Source organism: Delftia sp. DS1230, from assembly GCF_040112715.1.
Classification (GTDB): Bacteria; Pseudomonadota; Gammaproteobacteria; order Burkholderiales; family Burkholderiaceae_C; genus Comamonas; species Comamonas tsuruhatensis.
On record NZ_CP157763.1, the window covers coordinates 3,999,945 to 4,020,527 of the forward strand.

Sequence of the window (20,583 nt, forward strand, 5' to 3'; positions counted from 1 at the left end):
CCTTGCCGTGCATGTGGGGTTCGTGGAGTTCAGCGGGCGTGCTCAGTAATAGTTGCCCATGAGCGAGATCACCTCGATCACCAGCAGCACGGCAAACATGCGCGCAAAGCCGCCCAGCGCCGCGCCGCCGAGCCGGTGGCGCCGCAGTGGCGCATACAGGCCCGAGGCCATGGGCATGATGGCCACGGTGAGGCTGAAGAACCAGGTCTTGAGCACGAACACCAGGGTCACGGCCGGCGTGAAGATCTGGCCGAAGATGCGCGTGTAGCCGGGCAGTCCCGCCAGCGTGAAGCCATAGACGCTCAAGTAGACGGTAACCAGGGCCACCACGCAGCTGAGCACGGCCAGCGTGACCGAGGCAAACACGCCACCGGCCGCGCGCGGCACCAGGGCCATGCGCAGCGGGTCGGAGCCGCGCTCCTGCCAGGCCTGGAGCTGGCCCCGCGCGCGCAGCTGCGCAATCAGCGTGCCATTGGGAATGGTGCAGCGCATGGCCACGAACAGCGCGGCCGTCAGCGGGATCAGCTCGATCACCAGCACGCGCACCACCATCTCCAGCGCATAGCGCGACAGCCCATAGCTCAGCGCCGTGACGATGACGATGCGCGTGATGACCGCGCACAACAGCGCTGCCAGCGCCGTGAAGCCCAGCAGGATGGGGCCGGTCTGCACATAGATCTGGTGCGCCATGGCACGCCGCGCACCGCGCCGGTAGCTGGAAGGGGACATGGCCAGCACCAGCAGCACGGCGCCCAGGTAGACGCTGCGCCACCAGGCCAGCGCATGGTCGCGCAGCGCCGCCCAGATGCGGTCGGGAAGGGACAGGGCTGCGTGGCTGAGGCTCATCGGGCGATGATAGCGAGCCGTACCGGGACGGTCCGTCGGACGCCGGCGCAAGACAGGCAGCTGCAGACGGCGCTACACATGGCGCTTGGCGCCGGAGCTGCCCAGGGCGGGTGCCAGCGGTTCGTCGGCCTGGGCATGCAGGGCCTCGATCAGATGGCAGTAGCTGTCCGACCCGTCGCACTGGCTGCGCAGCTGCATCAGCTCATGCTCCAGCGCGCGCAGCTCGGCCAGGCGCTCGCGCACATGGCCCAGATGCGCATCCAGGGTTTCGTTGGCGGCCACGCAGTCGGCCTTGCTGGCGCCGTCCAGCGCCAGCAGGGTGCGGACCTCGTCCAGCGACATGTCCATGGCGCGGCACAGGCGGATGAAGCGCAGCCGGTGCACATCGCTGTCGCTGTACAGCCGGTACTGGTTGTCCTCGCGCACGCCTGCACTGAGCAGCCTTTCCTTCTCGTAGTAGCGGATGTTGGCGGCGGCCACGCCGGAACGCTTGGCCGCCTCGCCGATGCGCCAGCGCGCAGATTCATGCTGTGACATGCTTGACCTTGAAGTGACTTCACCGTTTCCAATGCTCGCATGAACTCCAATCGCCTGCCAAGCCCTCAGGGCAACGAGGCCCTGAAAGCCTCCCCTGCCCTTTCCAAGCCCGCCTCGACTTCGCCGTCTTCCGCCTGCGGCACCGATTGCTGCGCGCCCTTCACCATCACCCAGCCCACGCCGGCCCGCAAGAAGGCCCAAGGCCACTCGCATGCGCATGGCGAGGGCCATGGCCACGATCACGCCCATGACCACGACCACGACCATGACCACGGTCACGACGAGAGCGATCCCCATGCCGGCCACGACCACAGCGTGCTGCCCGGCTGGCCGCGCATCACGGCCGCGCTGATTGCAGCCGTGCTGGCCGAAGCCGCCCACTGGTTCAGCGGTGCCCAGGGCGGCGTGCCGGCCCTGCAATACGGCGGCATGGCCGTGGCCGTGCTGGCCATTGCCCTATCGGGCCTGGGCGTCTACAAGGCCGGCATCCGCGACGTGCTGCGCCTGAAGCTGGGCATCCACGCGCTGATGGCCATTGCCGTCACGGGTGCCTTCGCCATCGGCCAGTGGCCAGAGGCCGCCATGGTCATGGCCCTGTACGCCGCGGCAGAGCGCATCGAGGACCAGGCCATGGACCGGGCGCGCAATGCCATCCGCAGCCTGCTGCAGATGGCGCCCGAGACGGCCGACGTGCTCCAGCCCGATGGCAGCGTGCAGCGCGTGGCCGCCGCCGACGTGGCGCTGGACGCCACCGTGCGCGTGGCCCCCGGCGCGCGCGTGCCGCTGGACGGCGTGGTCCTGCGAGGCCAAAGCTCGGTCAACCAGGCGCCCATCACCGGAGAAAGCGCCCTGGCCGACAAGGCCCCGGGCGATGAGCTCTACGCCGGCAGCATCAACCAGGATGGCGAGCTGCAGATGCGCGTCACCTCGGCGGCCAATGACAGCCTGATTGCGCGCATCGTCCATGCCGTGGAGCAGGCTCAGTCCTCCAAGGCCCCCACCCAGCGCTTTGTCGATCGCTTTGCCGCCGTCTACACGCCCATCGTGCTGGTGCTGGCCATTGCGCTGGCGGTGCTGGCGCCGCTGGTCATGGACTGGAGCTGGCATGACGCGGCCTACCAGGCCCTGGCCCTGCTGGTCATCTCCTGCCCCTGCGCCCTGGTGCTGTCCACCCCCGTCACCGTGGTCAGCGCGCTGACGGCGGCTGCACGCCGCGGCCTGCTGATCAAGGGCGGCCAGGCGCTGGAATCGGCGCGCAAGCTGCGCGCCATTGCCCTGGACAAGACCGGCACGCTGACCACGGGCAGCCCGAAGCTGGTCGAATGGAAGTCCTGGAGCGAAGAGGATGCAGCCCGGGACACCGCCCCTGGCCCCGCCCTGCCCGCCGCACGCGCCCTGGCCCTGGCCGGCCGCTCGGACCACCCGGTCTCGCGCGCCATTGCTTCCGGCCTCCAGGCCGATGCCGCCGTGGCCGCCGATGCCGCACGGGCCTCGGTCAGCAAGCTGCTGGCCCTGCCCGGCCGTGGCGTGCAGGCCGAGATCGACGGCCAGCTCTGGACCCTGGCCAACCTGCGCTGGGTGCAGGAGCAAGGCTGGGACAGCGCCGCGCTGCGTGCCAGCCTGGCCACCCATGAGGCCCAGGGCCGCACCGTGACCCTGCTGGCCGACAGCAGCGGCGTGCGGGCCCTGTTCGCCGTGGCCGACCCGCTGCGGTCCCAGGCCCGCGAGGCCGTGGCACGCCTGCAGGCCCTGGGCGTACAGCCCGTGGTGCTCAGCGGCGACAACACGGCCACCGTGCGCTCCATCGCTGCCGAAGCCGGCATCCAGGATGCGCGCGGCGGCCTGCTGCCCCAGGACAAGCTCGACGCACTGGCCGAGCTGCAGCGCACACGCGGCCCCACCGCCATGACGGGCGACGGCATCAACGATGCACCGGCGCTGGCCCAGGCCGATATCGGCTTTGCCATGGGCGGCATGCACAGCACGGGCATGGCCATGGAAACCGCCGACGTGGTGCTGATGAACGACGACCTGCGCCGCCTGCCCGAAGTGGTGGAGCTGTCACGCAGCGCCCACGCCGTGCTCTGGCAGAACATCGCCCTGTCGTTGGGCGTCAAGCTGGTGTTCTTCGCACTGGCACTGGCCGGCAACGCCAGCATGTGGCTGGCCGTGCTGGCGGACATGGGCGTGAGCCTGCTGGTGGTCGCCAACGGCCTGCGGCTGCGCCGCTGGGGCAGCGACAGGGAGGCGGCATGACCGACGCCCAGCGCCGCGCCGCCTTCACCCACCTGCTGCACAGCTTCCGTTCAAGCCAGGACCAGGCGCCCGCACAGCGCTGGCTGCTGCTGGAGGCCAGCCATGTGCTGGGCCAGCAGCTGCTGGGCCTGCACTGGCGATCCCACTGCTGGATGCTGCGCCACGCGCTGCAGTTGCGCGACGGCAGGGAGGTCGCCGGCCAGCTGCTGCGCCTGGCCCTGGTGCCCGCAGGCCATCTGCTGGACCGGCTGCCGCGCGGCAACACCGGCCGCACCACGGTGCCGGCCACCCTGCCCATGGACATGCCACCCGCCATATCGGCGCTGATCGCCGAGGCACTGCGCACCACGCGCCGCCCGCCCGGGCAGAGGGCCCGCACCTGAGGAACTTCGTGGCACCGTCCGGTATCATCCATGCCTATGCGTCGCCCCTTGTCCATTGTCCTGGTCTTGCTGCTGGTCCTGCGTGGCCTGCTGGGCGATGCCATGGCCATGGGGGCGGCTCCGGTGATGGGCGTCCCGGCTCCGGCCGTCGCATTGGCGTCGGACTCCGCACTCCACCACCATGCGCCGGAGATAGCGCAGACGCCGGACAGCCATGAACGGCATCCGGCACACGCCACGGAGCAGCCCTCTCACCCCTCGCATACGTCGCACGCCGAGCACAGTGCAGACTGCTCCCCCCAGGCCGGCAGCCCTGCGGGCGGCGGCTGCGGCGAGCATGAACACGGCCCCAGCTGTACCCTGTGCGGCATCTGCCATTCGGCCCTTTTCACCCCTGGCCAGATCGGTTCGGACGGCGCTGCGCCGTCCGCCGCACTGCGCCCCCAAGGCAGCACGCGCTTTGCCAGCGCGGCCAAGCTGCAGGCCATCAAGCCACCCATTTCCTGAAGCCTGACGCCCGAAGTGCGTCCGCGCCATCCCTGCCGCCCGTCCATGGGCAGCCCGTTCTCGGGCATGGCAGGGCGCTTGGCTGCGGATGCGTCACCCGTTACGCATTCAGGAGATCACCATGCGCCGAGCGCATTTTCTCGCCCCCCTCATCCCCCTCATCCATTTCGGGCTGGCGGCCCTTGCCGCATCCAGCCCTGCTGCCTGGGCCCAAGCCCATGACGGCAGCCTCCCCCCGGCCTCTTCCTCCGCAGGCCTGACCGGCGCCATCGATCCGGCAGCCGCCAGCCTGCCCCTGCGCCATGCGGCCCTGCCGCCCAGCGGCGCCGTGGAAACCGAGCTGACCGACTGGCGCCAGGCCAACGCCGCCGTGGCCGAGTTTCCCAACGGCCATATGGACATCCTGCGCTGGGAGGCGGCCCAGGCCGGCCGATCCACGCCTGCGCCGTCCCCGCACGGCTCTCACATGCAGCACGGAGGCCGGCCATGAAGCGCACCGTCTTCGCCCCCACCCGGCTGGTCGGCGCCATGGCTGCCGTGCTGGCCCTGGCCGGCTGCGCCAGCATCTCGCCCGACGGCCTGCGCGGCGCGGTCCAGTCCCATACCGCCAGCCGCCTGCCGGACGGCGCCCAACTGCCACCAACCGATCTGCAGGCCCGCGACGCGGCGCAGCAGCGCATCGACGAGTGGCTGCGCCAGCCGCTGGACATGGACCAGTCCGTGCGCATCGCACTGCTCAACAACCCCGGCCTGCAGGCGCGCCTGGCACAACTGGGCGTGCAGGATGCAGACCGCGTGCAGGCCCTGACGCTGCCCAACCCCACGCTGGCCCTGGGCCGCATGGTCAACAGCGACGAGCGCGAGATCGAACGCCAGCTGAGCTTTGGCCTGGTCAGCCTGATCACCCTGCCCTGGCGCAGCCGCTGGCAGGGCATGCAGATGGAACAGGCCACGCTGACCGCCGCGCAGGACGTGCTGCGGCTTGCCGCCGACACGCGCCGCGCCTGGCTGCGCGCCGTGGCCGCGCGCCAGCAGCTGGCGGCCAGCGAGCGCATGCACGAGGCGGCCGAGGCCGGGGCCGAGCTGGCGCGGCGCATGGCCCGCGTGGGCAACTTCAGCCGGCTGCAGCAGGCGCGCGAGCTCAGTATCCAGCAGGACACCGCAGCCCAGCTGGCGCGTGCGCGCCTGGCCGCCACGGCCGAGCATGAGCAACTGGCCCGCCTGATGGGCCTGTGGGGACGGCGCATCGATTTCAAGCTGCCCGACCAGTTGCCCGCCATCCCGCAGGCCGCCACGCAGTTGCGCGCCGGGGACGATGCCGAGGCCACCGCGCTGCGCGAGCGCCTGGACCTGCGCGCCCTGCGCCGCGACCTGGACCATCTGGGCGAGCGCCGGGGCTGGGCGCGCGCCGGCGCCATCTTCGGCGACATCGGCCTGGGCTACAGCCGCAACACCGCCACGGACCGGGCCACCGGCCACAGCGATGTGACACGCGGCTGGGAAATCGACCTGCCCCTGCCGCTGTTCGACTGGGGCGGCGCCGCCAGCGGCCGCGCGCGCGCCGAGCTGCAGCGCAGCGCGGCCCAGCTGCAGCAAGGCGCCATCCAGGCGCGCGCCGAGGCGCGCAGCAGCTGGATGCGCTACCGCACGGCCTGGGACCTGGCCCACCAGCAGCAGGCCGAGGTGCTGCCGCTGCGCCGCTTCATCCAGGACGAAACCATGCTTCGCTACAACGGCATGTTCGTCAGCGTCTGGCAATTGCTGGCCGAGGCCCGCAGCAGCGCCCAGGCCGTGGCCACCGCCACCGATGCGCAGCGCGACTTCTGGCTGGCAGAGACCGACCTGCAGCTGGCACTGACCGGCACGTCGCCGGGAGCCATCCAGGCTGCCGCCAGCGCTGCCGCGCCCACCCCCACCAACGAAGCGAGCCACTGACATGAACCGCCGCAATTTCTTCACCGGCGCCGCCGTGGCCGCCGTCTCCAGTGCCGCCGTCAGCCGCGTGGCCCTGGCCGCCCTGCCCGAGGCAGCGACCCAGTCCTCGGCCGAAACCGCCGCCCCGCTGGCCCCGCCCAACGGCCGCCCCTACCGCCCCGTGGTCACGCTCAACGGCTGGACCACCCCCTGGCGCATGAACGCAGGCGTCAAGGAATTCCACCTGGTGGCCGAGCCCGTGGTGCGCGAGGTGGCGCCGGGCTTCTTCGTCAACATGTGGGGCTACAACGGCCAGAGCCCCGGCCCCACCATCGAGGTGGTGGAAGGCGACCAGGTCCGCATCTTCGTGACCAACCGCCTGCCCGAGCACACCACCGTGCACTGGCACGGCCAGCGCCTGCCCAACGGCATGGACGGCGTGGGCGGCCTGACCCAGCCGCACATCCCGCCCGGCAAGACCTTTGTCTACGAGTTCACGGCGCGCCGTCCCGGCACCTTCATGTACCACCCGCATGCCGACGAGATGGTGCAGATGGCCATGGGAATGATGGGCCTGTGGATCACGCACCCGAAGGCGGCGCACCCGCAGATCGCCGAGGTCCAGCGCGACTACGCCTTCCTGCTGTCGGCCTACGACGTGGAGCCCGGCTCCATGACGCCGCGCGTGGCCGAGATGACGGACTTCAACATCTGGACCTTCAACAGCCGGGTGTTCCCCGCCATCAGCCCCGTCGTCGCCCGGCGCGGCGACCGCGTGCGCCTGCGCGTGGGCAACCTGACCATGACCAACCACCCCATCCACGTGCATGGCCACGAATTCGAGGTCACGGGCACGGACGGCGGCCCCGTGCCCCGGTCCGCACGCTGGCCCGAGGTGACCACGGACGTGGCCGTGGGCCAGATGCGGCAGGTGGAGTTCATCGCCGACGAGCTGGGCGACTGGGCCCTGCACTGCCACAAGAGCCACCACACCATGGGCGCCATGGGCCACGACACGCCGACCATGATCGGCGTGGACCACCGGGGCCTGGTCGGCAAGATCCAGAAGATCGTGCCCGACTACATGGTCATGGGCGAGCGCGGCATGGGCGACATGGCCGCCATGGAGATGCCCCTGCCCGACAACACCTTCCCGATGATGACCGGCACGGGCCCCTTCGGCCCCCTCGAGATGGGCGGCATGTTCACCACCCTCAAGGTGCGCGAGCAGCTGGGCGCCAACGACTACGGCGACCCGGGCTGGTTCAACCACCCCAAGGGCCGCGTGGCCTACGAATGGAAGGGGCCGGCGGCCGAGGCCTCCGCACCGCGCCAGACCACGCCCGGCCAGTCCCCCGGCGCACCCAGCGTGCGCAAGCCCGGTGCGGGCCATGAGCACCACTGATGCCATCCAAGGAGCACCTCATGAACACCTTTGCCCTCCTCCTCGCCACGGCACTGCTCGCCGGCCCCGCTGCCGTCTTCGCCCATGGCAGCGGGGCCCACGATGACGCTCCCAAGGCCGCCGCGGTCAAGGAGCAAAAGCCCTGGGGCATCGCCGGCGATGCCTCGGCCGCCCGGCGCACCATCACCCTGGACATGAGCGACAACATGCGCTTCACACCAGAGCGCATCAGCGTCAAGCGCGGCGAGACGGTGCGCCTGCGCGTGGCCAACAAGGGCCAGGTCATGCACGAGATCGTGCTGGGCACGCCGGCCTCGCTGGACGAGCACGCGCAGATGATGCTCAAGTTCCCCACCATGGAGCACGGCGAGCCCTACATGGCCCATGTCTCGCCCGGCCAATCCGGCGACCTGGTCTGGAATTTCAACCGCGAAGGCAGCTTCGACTTTGCCTGCCTCATCCCCGGCCACTACCAGGCCGGCATGCGCGGAACCATCACGGTGACGCAATGAGCGCGCCACTTCTTCCCCCCTTCAGGAGCACCCCATGAAACATGAACGCATGGCATCCGCCCACCCGCGCCGCAGTGCGCTGCGCCGCATGGCCCTGGCCTGCACGGCATTCGCCGCCCCTTCGCTGTGGGCGGCCGCACCCACGGCCCGCATCCCGGTCGAGGTCTGGAAGGACCCCAACTGCGGCTGCTGCCAGGACTGGGTGGTGCACATGGAGCACAACGGCTTTGCCGTCACCGTGCACGACACCGGCAACAGCGCCGTGCGCGCCCGGCTGGGCATTCCGGCGCGCCTAGGCTCCTGCCACACGGCCCTGGTCGAAGGCTATGCGCTCGAAGGCCATGTGCCTGCGGCCGACGTGCACAAGCTGCTCAAGCAAAAGCCCAAGGCGCTGGGCATTGCCGTGCCCGGCATGCCCGTGGGCAGCCCCGGCATGGACGGCCCCGAGTACGGCGGCCGCAAGGACCCCTACGAGGTGCTGCTCATCACCAAGAACCTCATGAACAGCGACGTTTCCACCCGCACCTTCACCAGCTACCGCTGAACCCCGGAGCACACCATGCACAACACAGCCCTCCTTGTTTCCCGTACGTCCCGTACCGCCCTTGCCGTGCGCCTGGCCCTTGCCGCCGCGCTGATCCCGGCCTGGGCCTGTGCCCAGGCCACGGCCCACGACCATGCGGCGCATGGCGCGCAATCTGCCGAAACCGCACCCGCCGCCGCCAGCCAGGACCTCAGCGAAGGCGAGGTCACGCGCTGGGATGCACGCACCAGCAAGGTCACGCTGCGCCACGGCGAACTCAAGAACCTGGGCATGCCGCCCATGACCATGGTCTTCCAGCTGCGCGTGGCAGCACCCGAGCCCGCCCTCAAGGCGGGCGACAAGGTGCGCTTTCGCGCCGAGCAGGACCAGGGCGCCTTCGTGGTCACGCAGCTGGAAGTGCTGCGCTGAAGACCGGGTGCAGGGCTGCCGTTTCGGCTAAGGTGAAGGCCTGTCCATCACAGAGCAGAGCAGCGCATGCCAAGCACCGACTCAGACCCCGGCTCCATCACCCGCGTACAGGGCATCGAGGTAGGCCACCACACCGATGCCCGCCGCCCCACGGGCTGCACCGTCGTGCTGGCGCGCGGCGGTGCCGTGGGAGGCTGCGATGTGCGTGGCGCCGCCCCCGGCACGCGCGAGACCGACCTGCTGCATCCCTCCAACCTGGTGCAGCAGGTGCATGCCGTCATGCTCTCCGGTGGCAGTGCCTGGGGGCTGGACGCGGCCAGCGGCGCCATGCGCTGGCTGGACGAGCAGGGCATAGGGCTGGATGTGGGCGTGGGCCGCGTGCCCATCGTGCCGGCCGCCGTGCTGTTCGACCTGGCGGTGGGCGACAGCCGCATCCGCCCGGGTGCCGATGCCGGCCATGCGGCCTGCCAGGCCGCCAGCGCCGCGCGGCCTGCCGAGGGCAATGTGGGCGCCGGCATGGGCGCCTGCGTGGGCAAGGTCTTCGGCATGGATCGCGCCATGAAGGGCGGCATCGGCACGGCCTCGCTCACCGTGCACGGCGTCACCGTGGGCGCGCTGATCGCCTGCAATGCCGTGGGCGATGTGGTCGATCCCCACAGCGGCGTGCTGCTGGCCGGCGCGCGCAGCCCCGATGGCCGCCAGCTGCACGACACCTGCCGTGCCTTGCTGCGCGGCGAAGAGCCCCGGCCGCTGCTGGCAGGCACCAACACCACCATCGGCGTGGTTGCCACCGATGCACGCATCACCAAGGCCCAGGCCCAGCGCCTGGCCGTGGTGGCCCATGACGGCCTGGCACGCGCCATACGACCCGTGCACACCATGAGCGATGGCGACACCCTGTTCGCCCTGGGCACGGGCCTGGCCGAGCACTCGCTGGGCATGCTGACCCTGTCCGCCATGGCCGCCGAGGCCGTGGCCCTGGCCACGGTGCGCGCCGTGCTGGCCGCGCAGTCGCTGACCACGGCCGAAGGGCTGGAGCTGCCCTGTGCCAGGGAGCTGGCCGCCTGCCGGCCCTGACCGGGTTCAGGCCTGCAGTGCCACCGCCCAGGCGTCGTAGCCGTAGACGCCATCGGCATTGCCACCGGCGCGCAGCCAGTTGTTGCCGCGCGAGCCGATCTGGATCTCGCTGGTGCGCTGCATACGCATGGCCTGGTAGCGCGCCAGGGCAGCGGGCACCTGCTGCGATCCCTGGGCAGCGTCCAGGTTGCGCGCCAGCACCACGGCATCCTCGATGGCCATGCCCGCACCCTGGGCCATGAAGGGCATCATCGGGTGGCAGGCATCGCCCAGCAGCGTGATGCGGTCCTGCGACCAGGCCGGCAGGGGATCGCGCTCGTACAGCGCGGTCTTGAGCACCGTGTCGCAGGCGTCGAGCAGCGCACGCGCGTCGGGATGGAAATCGGCGTAGAAGCCGCGCAACTCCTCGACGCTGCCCGGCGTGGTCCAGGATTCCTCATGCCACGATTCCTGGGCCGTGGTGGCAAAGATGAAGGTATCGCGCCCCTGGTTCAGCGGAAAGGTCACGATCTGGCTTTGCGGCGTGGCGCCCCACCATTTGGTGAAGGCCTGGATGTCGGGCACATGGCGCACGCGCTCGGTAGGCACCACCGCGCGGAAGGCCACCACGCCCGTGAAGCGCGGGCTTTCGGCGCCAAACAGGGCCGCGCGCACCACGGAGTGGATGCCGTCCGCGCCAATGAGTGCGTCCAGCCCGGCCACTTCGCTGCCATCGGTGAAGGCGATGTCCACGCCTTGCCCCGTCTGCGTGATCTGGCTGGCGCGCTTGCCCAACTGCACCTGGTCCAGCGGAAAGGCATCGGCCAGGGCCGCCAGCAGGTCCGCGCGGTGGATGGTGAGCTGGGGCGCGCCGTATTTGCGCTCGGCCTCGTCACCCAAGGTCAGGCGCGAGGTTTCCTCGCCCGTGTCCCAGTTGCGGCTGATGCGGTGCGTGGGCCGTGCGGCGCTGGCGCGCACGGCGGCGGCGATGTCGGCGCCCAGGCCATCGAGGGCGCGCACGGCATTGGGCGTGAGGTTGATGTCCGCGCCCACGCGCAGGAACTGCCGGCTTTGCTCGAACACCAATACTTCATGCCCTGCCTGGTGCAGCGCATTGGCTGCCGCCAATCCGCCAATGCCTGCTCCGACGATGCCTATCCTCAAACGCGCCATGGTTCCTGTCTCCTGCTGGTGGGGTCTATTCGGTGGTGATGCGCCCCGTGATCCGGGGCGCATCGATGCAGGACATTGTCTTTTTGACGCGCCTCAAGCCTCAACCTCCGCAACGCCCGAATTGGGCACGATTCGTCCCCATCGGCACCGGCGCATGTCCGGCAGGCGCCTCAGTCCACGCGCCGCAGCTTCCCTTGCGCCAGCAGCTTGTCGCGCATGCGGCGCGTCATGGACTGGGTGCTGCCATCGGTGGCCGTGAACAGGAACAGCGTCTGCTGCGGGCTGACCCAGGTCAGCTGGGTGCGGATGCTCTGCCGGGCATTGGACAGCTCCACCCAGGTGCCCAGCGCCCAGTCCTCGGAGACCACGGGCGCCACGGGTGCCACAGGTTCAGGTGCAGGTGCCACGGATGTCGCATGCGGCGTCACCTGGGGCCCGGCAGGCTCGCCAGGCATCCTGGTCGGCGACGCCGCAACGGCCGGGGGGGCAGGCAGCTCGTCCTGCAGCGCCTCGGGCAGCTCCAGGTCCTGCTCGGTCAGGGTGGCCATCTCGTGCGCCATATCGCTCGCCATGGGCTGCGGCACATCCAGCGGCACCGGCATGGAGGCCGCCACGCCGAACAACGACTGTGGCAGGCGCGCTGCCGAGGAGCCGGGCCTGGCCTGGCCGGGCCCGGCAGCATCGAACCGGGAAGGCAGGGACGCCAGCACCGAGTCCGACCCATAGACGGTGGGCGGCACGGAGTCCAGATAAATATCCACGCTCTCAATGGGCTGGCGGACCACACCCGCATCCAGCGCATCCTGGTGCAGGCCGGCCAGGCGCGCGGCAAAGGCCTGGATCTCCTCCTCCGTGCGCCCCACGCTGCGCAGGCCGGCGCGCAGCCGGGCCTGCAGGCGCGGCGCCAGCGCCACCAGCCGGTCGGTATCGCGGCCGGCGTGTGCGGACACGCTCCACAGCAGGCTGGGCACCAGGGCGAGGTAGCCGCCGGGGTCGCGGGCCTCGCTGCCGTCCACAGGCTCCTGGACGCTGGCAATCACCTGGGCCCACGGCCCCGTGGCGAATTCCAGGATGTCATCGGGTACGCCCTGGGCACTGGGCAGGCGCCGGATGGCGGCTGCGATCTGCTCGGCCCGGGGCATGGCGGTTTCCGGCCAGCGCGGGTCCGCACGCCGCCCTTCCACGCGCCGGAGCGCGGCCGAGACGGGGCCGGTCACCGTGCCATCTTCAGGTGCTTCGCTCGGGCCCACGGGCTGCATGCCGCTGCCGCCCCAACCGTCACGCAGCTGCTGCAGCACCGTGGCAAAGGCCGATGCATCGGCGCGCTGCAGGGCCGCCAGCCGCATGGCAGCGGAATCGGCCACCTGCAGGAACTGGCCATAGCCCGGTGCGGATTCACTGTCGAACCACAGGCTGCGCGCCGTCAGCTCGTCGAGCAACTGGCGCGCAGGGTGATTGCGGTCCTCGAAAAAGCGCGTGTCCTGGACCACCAGCTGCTGCAGCAGCGGCTCCAGCCGGCCCACCGTGCGCTGCACGGAAGGCAGCAGGCGCGTGTCGGCGGCCATGAAGCGCATCATGCGCTGCAGCGTATGCAGCGCCGCGCCGTCGTCGGCGCGCGCGCCCGGGAGAGGCTCCTGCGGCTCCTGCGGCTCCTGCGGCTGCAGGGCCTGCATCAGCTGCTCCAGCTGGGCCGAGTGGTGCTGCACGGACTCCAGCGCCATGCAGCTCAGCGAGGTCCAGCCTTCGGGCAGCGCCGCCAGCACGGTGGGTGCCGTCTCGCTGCCCTGCCAGGCGGTGGTCTGCAGCCGGCTTGCGCCGTCCATGGCCGGCGCAAACTGCCCGGGCACGGAATAGGCGGATGGTTGGGCCAGCGCCAGCATGGAAGAAGGCGCCGCAGCGGGCGCCTCGCGGTGTGAATCCATCCAGCGGGGGTCGGACAGCAGGGCGGCCACCAGGCGCCGCGTCAGCTCATCTTCCTGCGCCTGCTGGCCGAAGGCGCCGTAGGCGCGGCTCTGTGCCACGGCATCGCCATAGTGTGAAGGCGCACGCCAGCGGTTCGGCCCCGGCATGTCGGTCTGGCGCCGGCCCGGCTCGGGCGGCGGTGCCACGCCATAGGCGGCAGGCTGCACGCCCTGGTCGCGCAGGGACTGGGCCACATGGCCGTACTCGGATACCAGCAATGCGCCCAGATGCTCGCGCATGAAGCCCAGCCAGCAGGCGGCGCATTCGGGCTCGACCCCGGTGTCGTCGATCACGCGCTGCAGCGCCTGCACATAGCTGTGGGGCCTGAGCGGGTTGCGTTCGGGCTGGACACGGTCCAGGCCCTGGATGGCGCTGACCAGGGCATCGAGCTCGGCCAGTGCGATCTCCACCTGCGGCGCCACATGCTGCAGCAGGCGCTGGTGGGCCAGCTGCGACTGCAGCACGGAGTCATCCAGCAGGGAGAGGGAGGCGAAATCGGTAGTGCCGGGCACACCGGACGCACCGGAGATGCCCGGCACCGGCGGCCAGGCGGCAGCGCCACCGGATTGGCCAAAGCATTCCAGCAGCGCCAGCCCATAGCCCTTGAGCATGGCGGCCCGGTGGCGGGCCAGCAATTCCAGCGCCTCGGGGATTTCAGCGCGGCGCGGCAGGCCGGAGCCAGGCAGCTCGGCCTGCTCCATGGCATGAGCCGTGCGCTGCAGCAGTCGCAGGATCAGCGCCTCCGAGCCGCGGACAGCCTGCACCAGGCAGGCCTGCAACGCGGCAACAGAAACGGGTGGAGGATTCATGGCCCGAAGAATACAGGCTCCAGCCCGTGCCGGAGGCGCTTTGAGGCTTGCCTTTGATGCTTACTTCAGTGCCTTGTAGCGCATGCGCTTGGGCTTGGCGCCTTCTTCGCCCAGACGCTTTTTCTTATCGGCTTCGTACTCCTGGTAGTTGCCGTCGAAATACACCCACTGCGAATCGCCTTCGGCGGCCAGGATGTGCGTGGCGATGCGGTCGAGGAACCAGCGATCATGGGAGATCACCAGCACCGTGCCCGCGTACTCCAGCAGCGCATCTTCCAGCGCGCGCAGGGTTTCCACGTCCAGGTCGTTGGAGGGTTCGTCCAGCAGCAGCACGTTGCCGCCCTGGATCAGCGTCTTGGCCAGGTGCAGGCGGCCGCGCTCGCCGCCGGAGAGGTTGCCGACCTTCTTTTGCTGGTCCTGTCCGTTGAAGTTGAAGCGGCCTGCGTAGGCGCGCGAGGCCATCTGGAACTTGCCGACGTTGATGATGTCCAGCCCGCCCGAGATGTCTTCCCACACCGTCTTGTCGTTGGCCAGCGCGTCACGCGTCTGCTCCACATAGGCCATCTTGACCGTCTGGCCCACGATGACTTCGCCGGAATCGGCCTGCTCACGCCCCGCGATCAGCTTGAACAGCGTGGACTTGCCGGCGCCGTTGGGGCCGATGATGCCGACGATGGCGCCAGCGGGGATGTTCATGGTCAGGTTGTCGATGAGCACGCGGTCGCCAAAGCTCTTGGTGACGTTGTTGAACTCGATGACCTGGGTGCCCAGGCGCTCGGCCACAGGAATGAAGATTTCCTGGGTTTCATTGCGCTTTTGGTATTCGAAATCGCTCAGTTCCTCGAAGCGCGCGATACGGGCCTTGGACTTGGCCTGGCGGCCCTTGGCGTTCTGGCGAACCCACTCCAGTTCCTTCTTCAGGGCCTTGGCACGGGCTTCCTCGCCCTTTTGCTCGGACTCCAGGCGGTTTTGCTTCTGGATCAGCCACTCGGAGTAGTTGCCCTTGTAGGGAATGCCGTGGCCACGGTCCAGTTCCAGGATCCACTCGGCAGCGTTGTCCAGGAAGTAGCGATCGTGGGTGATGGCCACCACGGTGCCGGTGAAGCGGTGCAGGAACTGCTCCAGCCATTCCACGGACTCGGCGTCCAAGTGGTTGGTGGGCTCGTCCAGCAGCAGCATGTCGGGCTTGGACAGCAGCAGCTTGCACAGCGCCACGCGGCGCTTCTCGCCGCCGGACAGCTTGCCGATCACGGCGTCCCAGGCCGGCAGGCGCAGGGCGTCGGCGGCGATCTCCAGCTGGTGCTCGGAGTCGGTGCCGGCAGCCGCGATCTTGGCTTCCAGCTCGCCTTGCTCGGCAGCCAGCGCGTCGAAGTCGGCGTCGGGCTCGGCGTAGGCGGCGTAGATTTCATCGAGGCGCGCGCGGGCCGCGTTGACTTCGGCCATGGCCTCTTCCACGGCCTGGCGCACCGTGTGCTCTGGATTGAGCTGAGGCTCCTGCGGCAGATAGCCGATGGACAGGCCCTGCATGGGCAGCGCCTCGCCTTCGAATTCCTTGTCCACCCCGGCCATGATCTTGAGCAGCGAGGACTTGCCAGAGCCGTTCAGACCCAGCACGCCGATCTTGGCGCCCGGGAAAAAGCTGAGAGAGATATCCTTCAAGATCTGCCGCTTGGGCGGCACGGTCTTGGTGAGGTGGTTCATCGAAAAAACGTATTGAGCCATTCTGGTCCGAGTACTTGAATCGTTGATTTCTGCAAAAACCGGGCAACAAATCGGTTGCACGCCAGCCGTGATTATCGGCGCATGCGACAATACCCTGCGTTGCGGGTTCCAGTTGCCCGTGACATCAGCATTCCAGCTGGGGACGATGGACGCTGTTTTCCAGGCTCCCGACATTGAACCTCATCCGCCTACGACTGGTCCGGCAACCGCCCTGGTTGCCTCGGCAGGCTGATACCCAGCGCCCCGGACGGGCGCATCTTTGATCACATGACATTTGAAGAACTGAATCTGGCTCCCGCCATTCTGAAGGCCGTGCTTGAGGAGGGTTACGAGAACCCGACTCCCATCCAGGCACAGGCCATTCCGGCGGTGCTCGCCGGCCACGACCTGCTGGCAGGCGCCCAGACCGGCACCGGCAAGACCGCGGCCTTCACCCTGCCCATGCTGCACCGCCTCTCGCAAGGCCAGGTGCCGCGCAACAAGTTCGGCGGCAAGGGCATCCGCGCCCTGGTGCTGACGCCCACGCGTGAACTCGCAGCGCAGGTCGAGGAATCGGTGCGCAGCTACGCGAAGTACCTGGACATCAACTCCACCGTCATCTTCGGCGGCGTGGGCATGAAGCCCCAGATCGACCGCATCAAGAAGGGCGTGGACATCCTGGTCGCCACGCCGGGCCGCCTGCTGGATCTGCAGCAGCAAGGCTTCATGGACCTGTCCACCGTCGAAGTCCTGGTGCTCGACGAAGCCGACCGCATGCTGGACATGGGCTTCATCCACGACGTCAAGAAGGTGCTGGCCCTGGTGCCCAAGGAAAAGCAAAGCCTGCTGTTCTCGGCCACCTTCAGCGACGAGATCCGCGACCTGGCCAACGGCCTGCTGCGCAATCCGCAGTCCATCCAGGTCACGCCCAGCAACACCACCGTGCAGCGCATCACCCAGGTGATCCACCCCGTGGGCCGCGGCAAGAAAAAGCAGGTGCTGCTGCACATCATCAACGAGAACAACTGGAGCCAGGTTCTGGTGTTCACGCGCACCAAGTTCGGCGCCAACAACGTTGCCGAATTCCTGACCAAGAACAACATCAGCGCCATGGCGCTGCACGGCAACAAGAGCCAGAGCGCACGCACCCAGGCACTGGCCGGCTTCAAGACCGGCGAGCTGCGCGCACTGGTGGCCACCGACATCGCTGCACGCGGCATCGACATCGATGAGCTGCCGCACGTCGTGAACTACGAAATCCCCAACGTCTCCGAAGACTACGTGCACCGCATCGGCCGCACGGGCCGTGCCGGGCGCGAAGGCCATGCCGTCAGCCTCGTGTGCATGGACGAAGAAGGCTTCATGATGGACATCGAGCGCTTCACCAAGCAGGAAATCCCCGTGCAGGTGCTCGAAGGCTTCGGCCCGGAAGAAGGCGAAGTGGCCGAACCCATCGCCATGGGCCGCCAGACCATCTGGGGCGGCGCGGGCAAGCCGCCCAGCCGTGACGTCATGCAGGCCGCCGCCAAGGCCGCGCGCCAGGAAATGATGGACCGCATCCGCACCAACAAGGCTGCCCAGCCCGACCGCGGCGGTCGTGCAGGCGGCCGTGGCCAGGCAGCACCCAAGGCAGGCTCGGACGAAGGCCGCTCCGAAGGCAGCGCAGGCGGCCAGGGCCGTGGCCGCAACCACGCCGGCGCAGGCGCCAACAACAAGCCGCGCCGCGACCGCTTCGACGGTCCGGGCAACGGCTCCGGCGCTGCTCACCGCCCCAAGGCAGGTCCCCAGAACGCCCCCCGTCGCGGCCCGCGTTCTGACGGCGAAGGCGGCGGTGGCCGTCGCTTCGACGACCAGCCCCCGCGCGCTGACGCCCACCTGGGCACGCAGCTCGGCCATGCACGCAGCAGCGGACCGCGCGGCGGCGCCGGCGGCGGCCAACCCGACCCGATGCGCACCAGCGTGGACACCATGGCCGAACGCGGCCGCCGCGGCGGCGGTGGTTTCAACCGCGGTGGCGGCGGCGGCGGTGGTGGCTTCGGCGGCGGTGGCCGTGGCGGCTCCTCGCGCGGCGGCTACGGTCGCTGACCTGCACTGAATACCCGGCGTGCCAGGCGGCATGCCGGGCATTGCACCAGCCCAAAGGGCTGCATCTCCCCGGGGCTGCAGCCCTTTTGCATTGCACAGATTGCGCCTTCAGCCGACAGCGCGCCGCAAGCCTGCATGGCTATCATCCCGATAGCATTGCGGCCTGCGGCGACTGAAGGCCGCACCCCTTTTCCCGGATTCCCCAAGATTCCCCACGACTGGTTCCTCAAGGCCACGCCATGACACTGCTGACTCCACCCGCCATACCCTCCAGCCAGCGCCCCGATCCGGAGCTGCCACAGGGCCGGCTGCGGTGGTCGGCCCTGGCATGCACCGCCCTGCTGGCCGCCTGCTCCAGCACGCCGCTGCCGCCCTGGCCCACGTCCTCCAAGCCCCAGGTGGCCACGCCCACCCGCCCGGCCCCGGAAATACCCGTGGTGCCCCAGGCGACCACGCAGCCGATCGCACCGGCCAACAACCTCGTCCCCCTGCCCTACAACGCGGCCGTGGCGGCGCGCTTCCCCGACCCGGCCACGCGCTATGACACGCCCGGCCTGGCGCCGCAGCGCAACCAGTTCACCACGGCCAGCGAACTGTCTTCCTGGCTGAACAGCCAGGCCAGCAAATCCCTGGGCCGCGACACGCGCCTGGGAATCGTGCAGCCCGGCAGCTCGCAGCGCGGCAGCCCCATCCAGGCCCTGGTGGCCACGCGCGCTCCCGGCATCCAGCCGTCGGCGCTGTATGACAGCCGCCGCCCCACGGTCATGCTCGTGGCCGGCCAGCATGGCGACGAGCCTGCAGGGACCGAGGCATTGCTCATCATTGCCCGCGAACTCGCTCCCGGCGGCCTGCTGGAGCCGCTGCTGCAGCAGATCAACGTGATCCTGGTCCCGCGCGCCAACCCCGATGCCGTGGAAGCCGGCACGCGCAATGCAGCCGATGGCACCGACATCGCCCATGACCACCTGCTCCTGAACACGCCGGAGGCCAAGGCTCTGGCCACGCTGGCACGCGACTACCGCCCCGTCGCCGTGGTGGACCTGCAGGAATTCCCGGCCGCCAGCATCTTCCTGCAGAAGTACCAGGCCATACAGCGCTACGACGCCCTGCTGCAGTATTCGGCCACGGCCAACCAGAATGAATTCGTGACCAAGGCTGCGCGCGAGTGGTACACGGCACCGCTGCGCACCGCGCTGTCGCAGGCCGGCCTGAGCAGCGACTGGTACTACACCACCAGCCAGGACCTGCAGGACAAGTCCATCTCCATGGGTAGCCTGGCGCCAGATTCGCTGCGCAACATCAGCGGACTCAAGAACTCGGTGGGCTATCTGGTCAGCAGCCGTGGCTCGGACCTGGGCCGCGCCCACATCCAGCGGCGCGTGCACACCCTGGTCACCGCCGCCACACGCATGCTGCATTCGAGCGCCGAGCGCGCCAAGGACCTCACCCAGGTGCAGGCCTTCGTGGCGCGCGAGACCGCCTCTCTCGCCTGCCACCAGCAACTGGCCGTCCAGGCCGAGCAGACGCCCGAGCAGCGCACGCTCACCATGATCCAGCCCGACACGGGTGCCGACCAGCAGGTGCGCGTGGACTGGAACGCCTCCCTGCAGGCCCGCACCACGCTGTCGCGCCCGCGCTCCTGCGGCTACTGGCTGTCCGCCAGCGCCCAGACCGCCGTGGACAGGCTGCGCCTGCTGGGCCTGCAAGTGCTCAAGGTGGCCGAGCCCGGCCAGCTGCTGGCCGACTCGTACAACGAGGCCCGCTCGGCCACGCCCGCCAGCGGCGCCTATGCGCTCACGCGCGGCGCCGTCGAAGCACCCGTGGGCAGCTACTACCTGTCGATGAACCAGCCCATGGCCAATATTGCCGCTGCGGCGCTGGAGCCCGACACGCCCTACAGCTACCTCGCACGCGGCCTGGTGCCCACGCTGAGCGACATGGCGCGCGTGATGGCCCCCCCTTCGGTGGTGTTCGAGGAAGAAGAAGACGCCGAATGACGGCAAGGGCGCCAGGGCACGCCGCCAAGCCCTGAGCGCCCGCCCATTGCGGGTATGATCCGCGCTGGCCCGTCAGCGGCCATACCTGCCCGTAGCTCAACCGGATAGAGCAATTGCCTTCTAAGCAATAGGTCGGGGGTTCGAGTCCCTCCGGGCAGGCCATCCTGGCATCCCAAGAAATCCCAATAGATCCAAAGAAGTCCAAGAGCCCGCGCTGGTCTCGGGCTTCAGGTACATCCAGCTTAGGACGTCGTCCATCGGCCAGCGATGAAGATGGAGTTCCAGGTTGTAGCCAGTCAGGCAGGCACGATTGCTGCCGCGCATTGCCAAGCTGGAAAGGCTGTGGCTGCGGGAGATGCGTTGATGGAGCTGGAAGCGTCGCAACCGGCCGGCTCCTGAAGTCCTGTGCGGCATTCAAGGAGACCGGCCTTTTCAGCACGGCGCGATGTGCTGGCTGGGCGATAGGAGTATCAGGTGGGATCGCGTCG

Annotated in this window: 17 protein-coding genes and 1 tRNA gene; 13 read left to right on the forward strand and 5 right to left on the reverse strand. The window is 69.4% G+C overall.

The window, feature by feature from the left end:
• Nucleotides 1-42 precede the first annotated feature (42 nt).
• Entirely contained in the window at nt 43-846 is an 804-nt protein-coding gene (locus tag AAN986_RS17985; RefSeq protein ID WP_012204765.1) for an ABC transporter permease, read from the reverse strand.
• Nucleotides 847-918: 72 nt separating this feature from the next.
• Nucleotides 919-1,383 (reverse strand): Cd(II)/Pb(II)-responsive transcriptional regulator, encoded by a 465-nt coding sequence (locus tag AAN986_RS17990; RefSeq protein WP_013803089.1) that lies wholly within the window; start codon nt 1,381-1,383, stop codon nt 919-921.
• A 39-nt stretch (nt 1,384-1,422) separates the two neighbouring features.
• On the opposite strand from AAN986_RS17990, the gene AAN986_RS17995 reads away from it, so the two are divergent.
• From AAN986_RS17995 to AAN986_RS18040, 10 genes are all read left to right on the forward strand, one after another.
• Nucleotides 1,423-3,639 (forward strand): heavy metal translocating P-type ATPase, encoded by a 2,217-nt coding sequence (locus tag AAN986_RS17995; RefSeq protein ID WP_047217200.1) that lies wholly within the window; start codon nt 1,423-1,425, stop codon nt 3,637-3,639.
• The gene (locus tag AAN986_RS18000) at nt 3,636-4,022 is read left to right on the forward strand and encodes a DUF3703 domain-containing protein (protein WP_016449914.1); all 387 of its coding nucleotides are present in this window, start codon (nt 3,636-3,638) and stop codon (nt 4,020-4,022) included. The genes AAN986_RS17995 and AAN986_RS18000 overlap by 4 nt, the downstream gene beginning before the upstream one ends.
• A gap of 48 nt (nt 4,023-4,070) precedes the next feature.
• Nucleotides 4,071-4,529: a hypothetical protein gene (locus AAN986_RS18005; RefSeq protein WP_017404570.1), complete on the forward strand. Its 459-nt coding sequence runs from the start codon at nt 4,071-4,073 to the stop codon at nt 4,527-4,529.
• Nucleotides 4,530-4,650: 121 nt separating this feature from the next.
• Nucleotides 4,651-5,019 (forward strand): hypothetical protein, encoded by a 369-nt coding sequence (locus AAN986_RS18010; protein ID WP_017404571.1) that lies wholly within the window; start codon nt 4,651-4,653, stop codon nt 5,017-5,019.
• The gene (locus AAN986_RS18015) at nt 5,016-6,464 is read left to right on the forward strand and encodes a TolC family protein (protein WP_047217199.1); all 1,449 of its coding nucleotides are present in this window, start codon (nt 5,016-5,018) and stop codon (nt 6,462-6,464) included. The genes AAN986_RS18010 and AAN986_RS18015 overlap by 4 nt, the downstream gene beginning before the upstream one ends.
• A gap of 1 nt (nt 6,465) precedes the next feature.
• Nucleotides 6,466-7,848: a copper oxidase gene (locus AAN986_RS18020; RefSeq protein ID WP_016452435.1), complete on the forward strand. Its 1,383-nt coding sequence runs from the start codon at nt 6,466-6,468 to the stop codon at nt 7,846-7,848.
• Nucleotides 7,849-7,868: 20 nt separating this feature from the next.
• A complete protein-coding gene (locus tag AAN986_RS18025; protein ID WP_047217329.1) occupies nt 7,869-8,360 on the forward strand; it encodes a cupredoxin family protein in 492 nt (163 codons plus the stop codon).
• A gap of 34 nt (nt 8,361-8,394) precedes the next feature.
• Complete coding sequence (locus AAN986_RS18030; RefSeq protein WP_047217198.1) at nt 8,395-8,904, forward strand: DUF411 domain-containing protein; 510 nt, start codon at nt 8,395-8,397, stop codon at nt 8,902-8,904.
• 15 nt (nt 8,905-8,919) lie between these two features.
• Nucleotides 8,920-9,312: a copper-binding protein gene (locus AAN986_RS18035; RefSeq protein WP_016449920.1), complete on the forward strand. Its 393-nt coding sequence runs from the start codon at nt 8,920-8,922 to the stop codon at nt 9,310-9,312.
• A gap of 66 nt (nt 9,313-9,378) precedes the next feature.
• Nucleotides 9,379-10,389 (forward strand): P1 family peptidase, encoded by a 1,011-nt coding sequence (locus tag AAN986_RS18040; protein WP_016449921.1) that lies wholly within the window; start codon nt 9,379-9,381, stop codon nt 10,387-10,389.
• 6 nt (nt 10,390-10,395) lie between these two features.
• Here the strand turns inward: AAN986_RS18040 and AAN986_RS18045 are convergent, their stop codons facing one another.
• The 3 genes from AAN986_RS18045 to ettA form a co-directional block, all read right to left on the reverse strand.
• Complete coding sequence (locus AAN986_RS18045; protein ID WP_047217197.1) at nt 10,396-11,541, reverse strand: FAD-dependent monooxygenase; 1,146 nt, start codon at nt 11,539-11,541, stop codon at nt 10,396-10,398.
• A gap of 170 nt (nt 11,542-11,711) precedes the next feature.
• Nucleotides 11,712-14,312, reverse strand: coding sequence for a DUF1631 family protein (locus tag AAN986_RS18050; protein ID WP_047217196.1), 2,601 nt, complete (start codon nt 14,310-14,312; stop codon nt 11,712-11,714).
• Between the two features lie 60 nt (nt 14,313-14,372).
• Entirely contained in the window at nt 14,373-16,034 is a 1,662-nt protein-coding gene (gene ettA / locus AAN986_RS18055) for an energy-dependent translational throttle protein EttA (protein WP_016449924.1), read from the reverse strand.
• Between the two features lie 267 nt (nt 16,035-16,301).
• Between ettA and AAN986_RS18060 the strand changes: the two genes are divergently transcribed.
• The 3 genes from AAN986_RS18060 to AAN986_RS18070 all read left to right on the forward strand — a co-directional run bounded on the left by AAN986_RS18060 (nt 16,302) and on the right by AAN986_RS18070 (nt 20,257).
• A complete protein-coding gene (locus tag AAN986_RS18060) occupies nt 16,302-18,098 on the forward strand; it encodes a DEAD/DEAH box helicase (protein ID WP_047217195.1) in 1,797 nt (598 codons plus the stop codon).
• A 239-nt stretch (nt 18,099-18,337) separates the two neighbouring features.
• On the forward strand, nt 18,338-20,095 hold the full coding sequence (locus AAN986_RS18065; protein ID WP_016449926.1) for a M14 family metallocarboxypeptidase: 1,758 nt from the start codon (nt 18,338-18,340) through the stop codon (nt 20,093-20,095).
• Nucleotides 20,096-20,180: 85 nt separating this feature from the next.
• Nucleotides 20,181-20,257 (forward strand) — tRNA-Arg (locus tag AAN986_RS18070).
• Nucleotides 20,258-20,583: the final 326 nt, after the last annotated feature.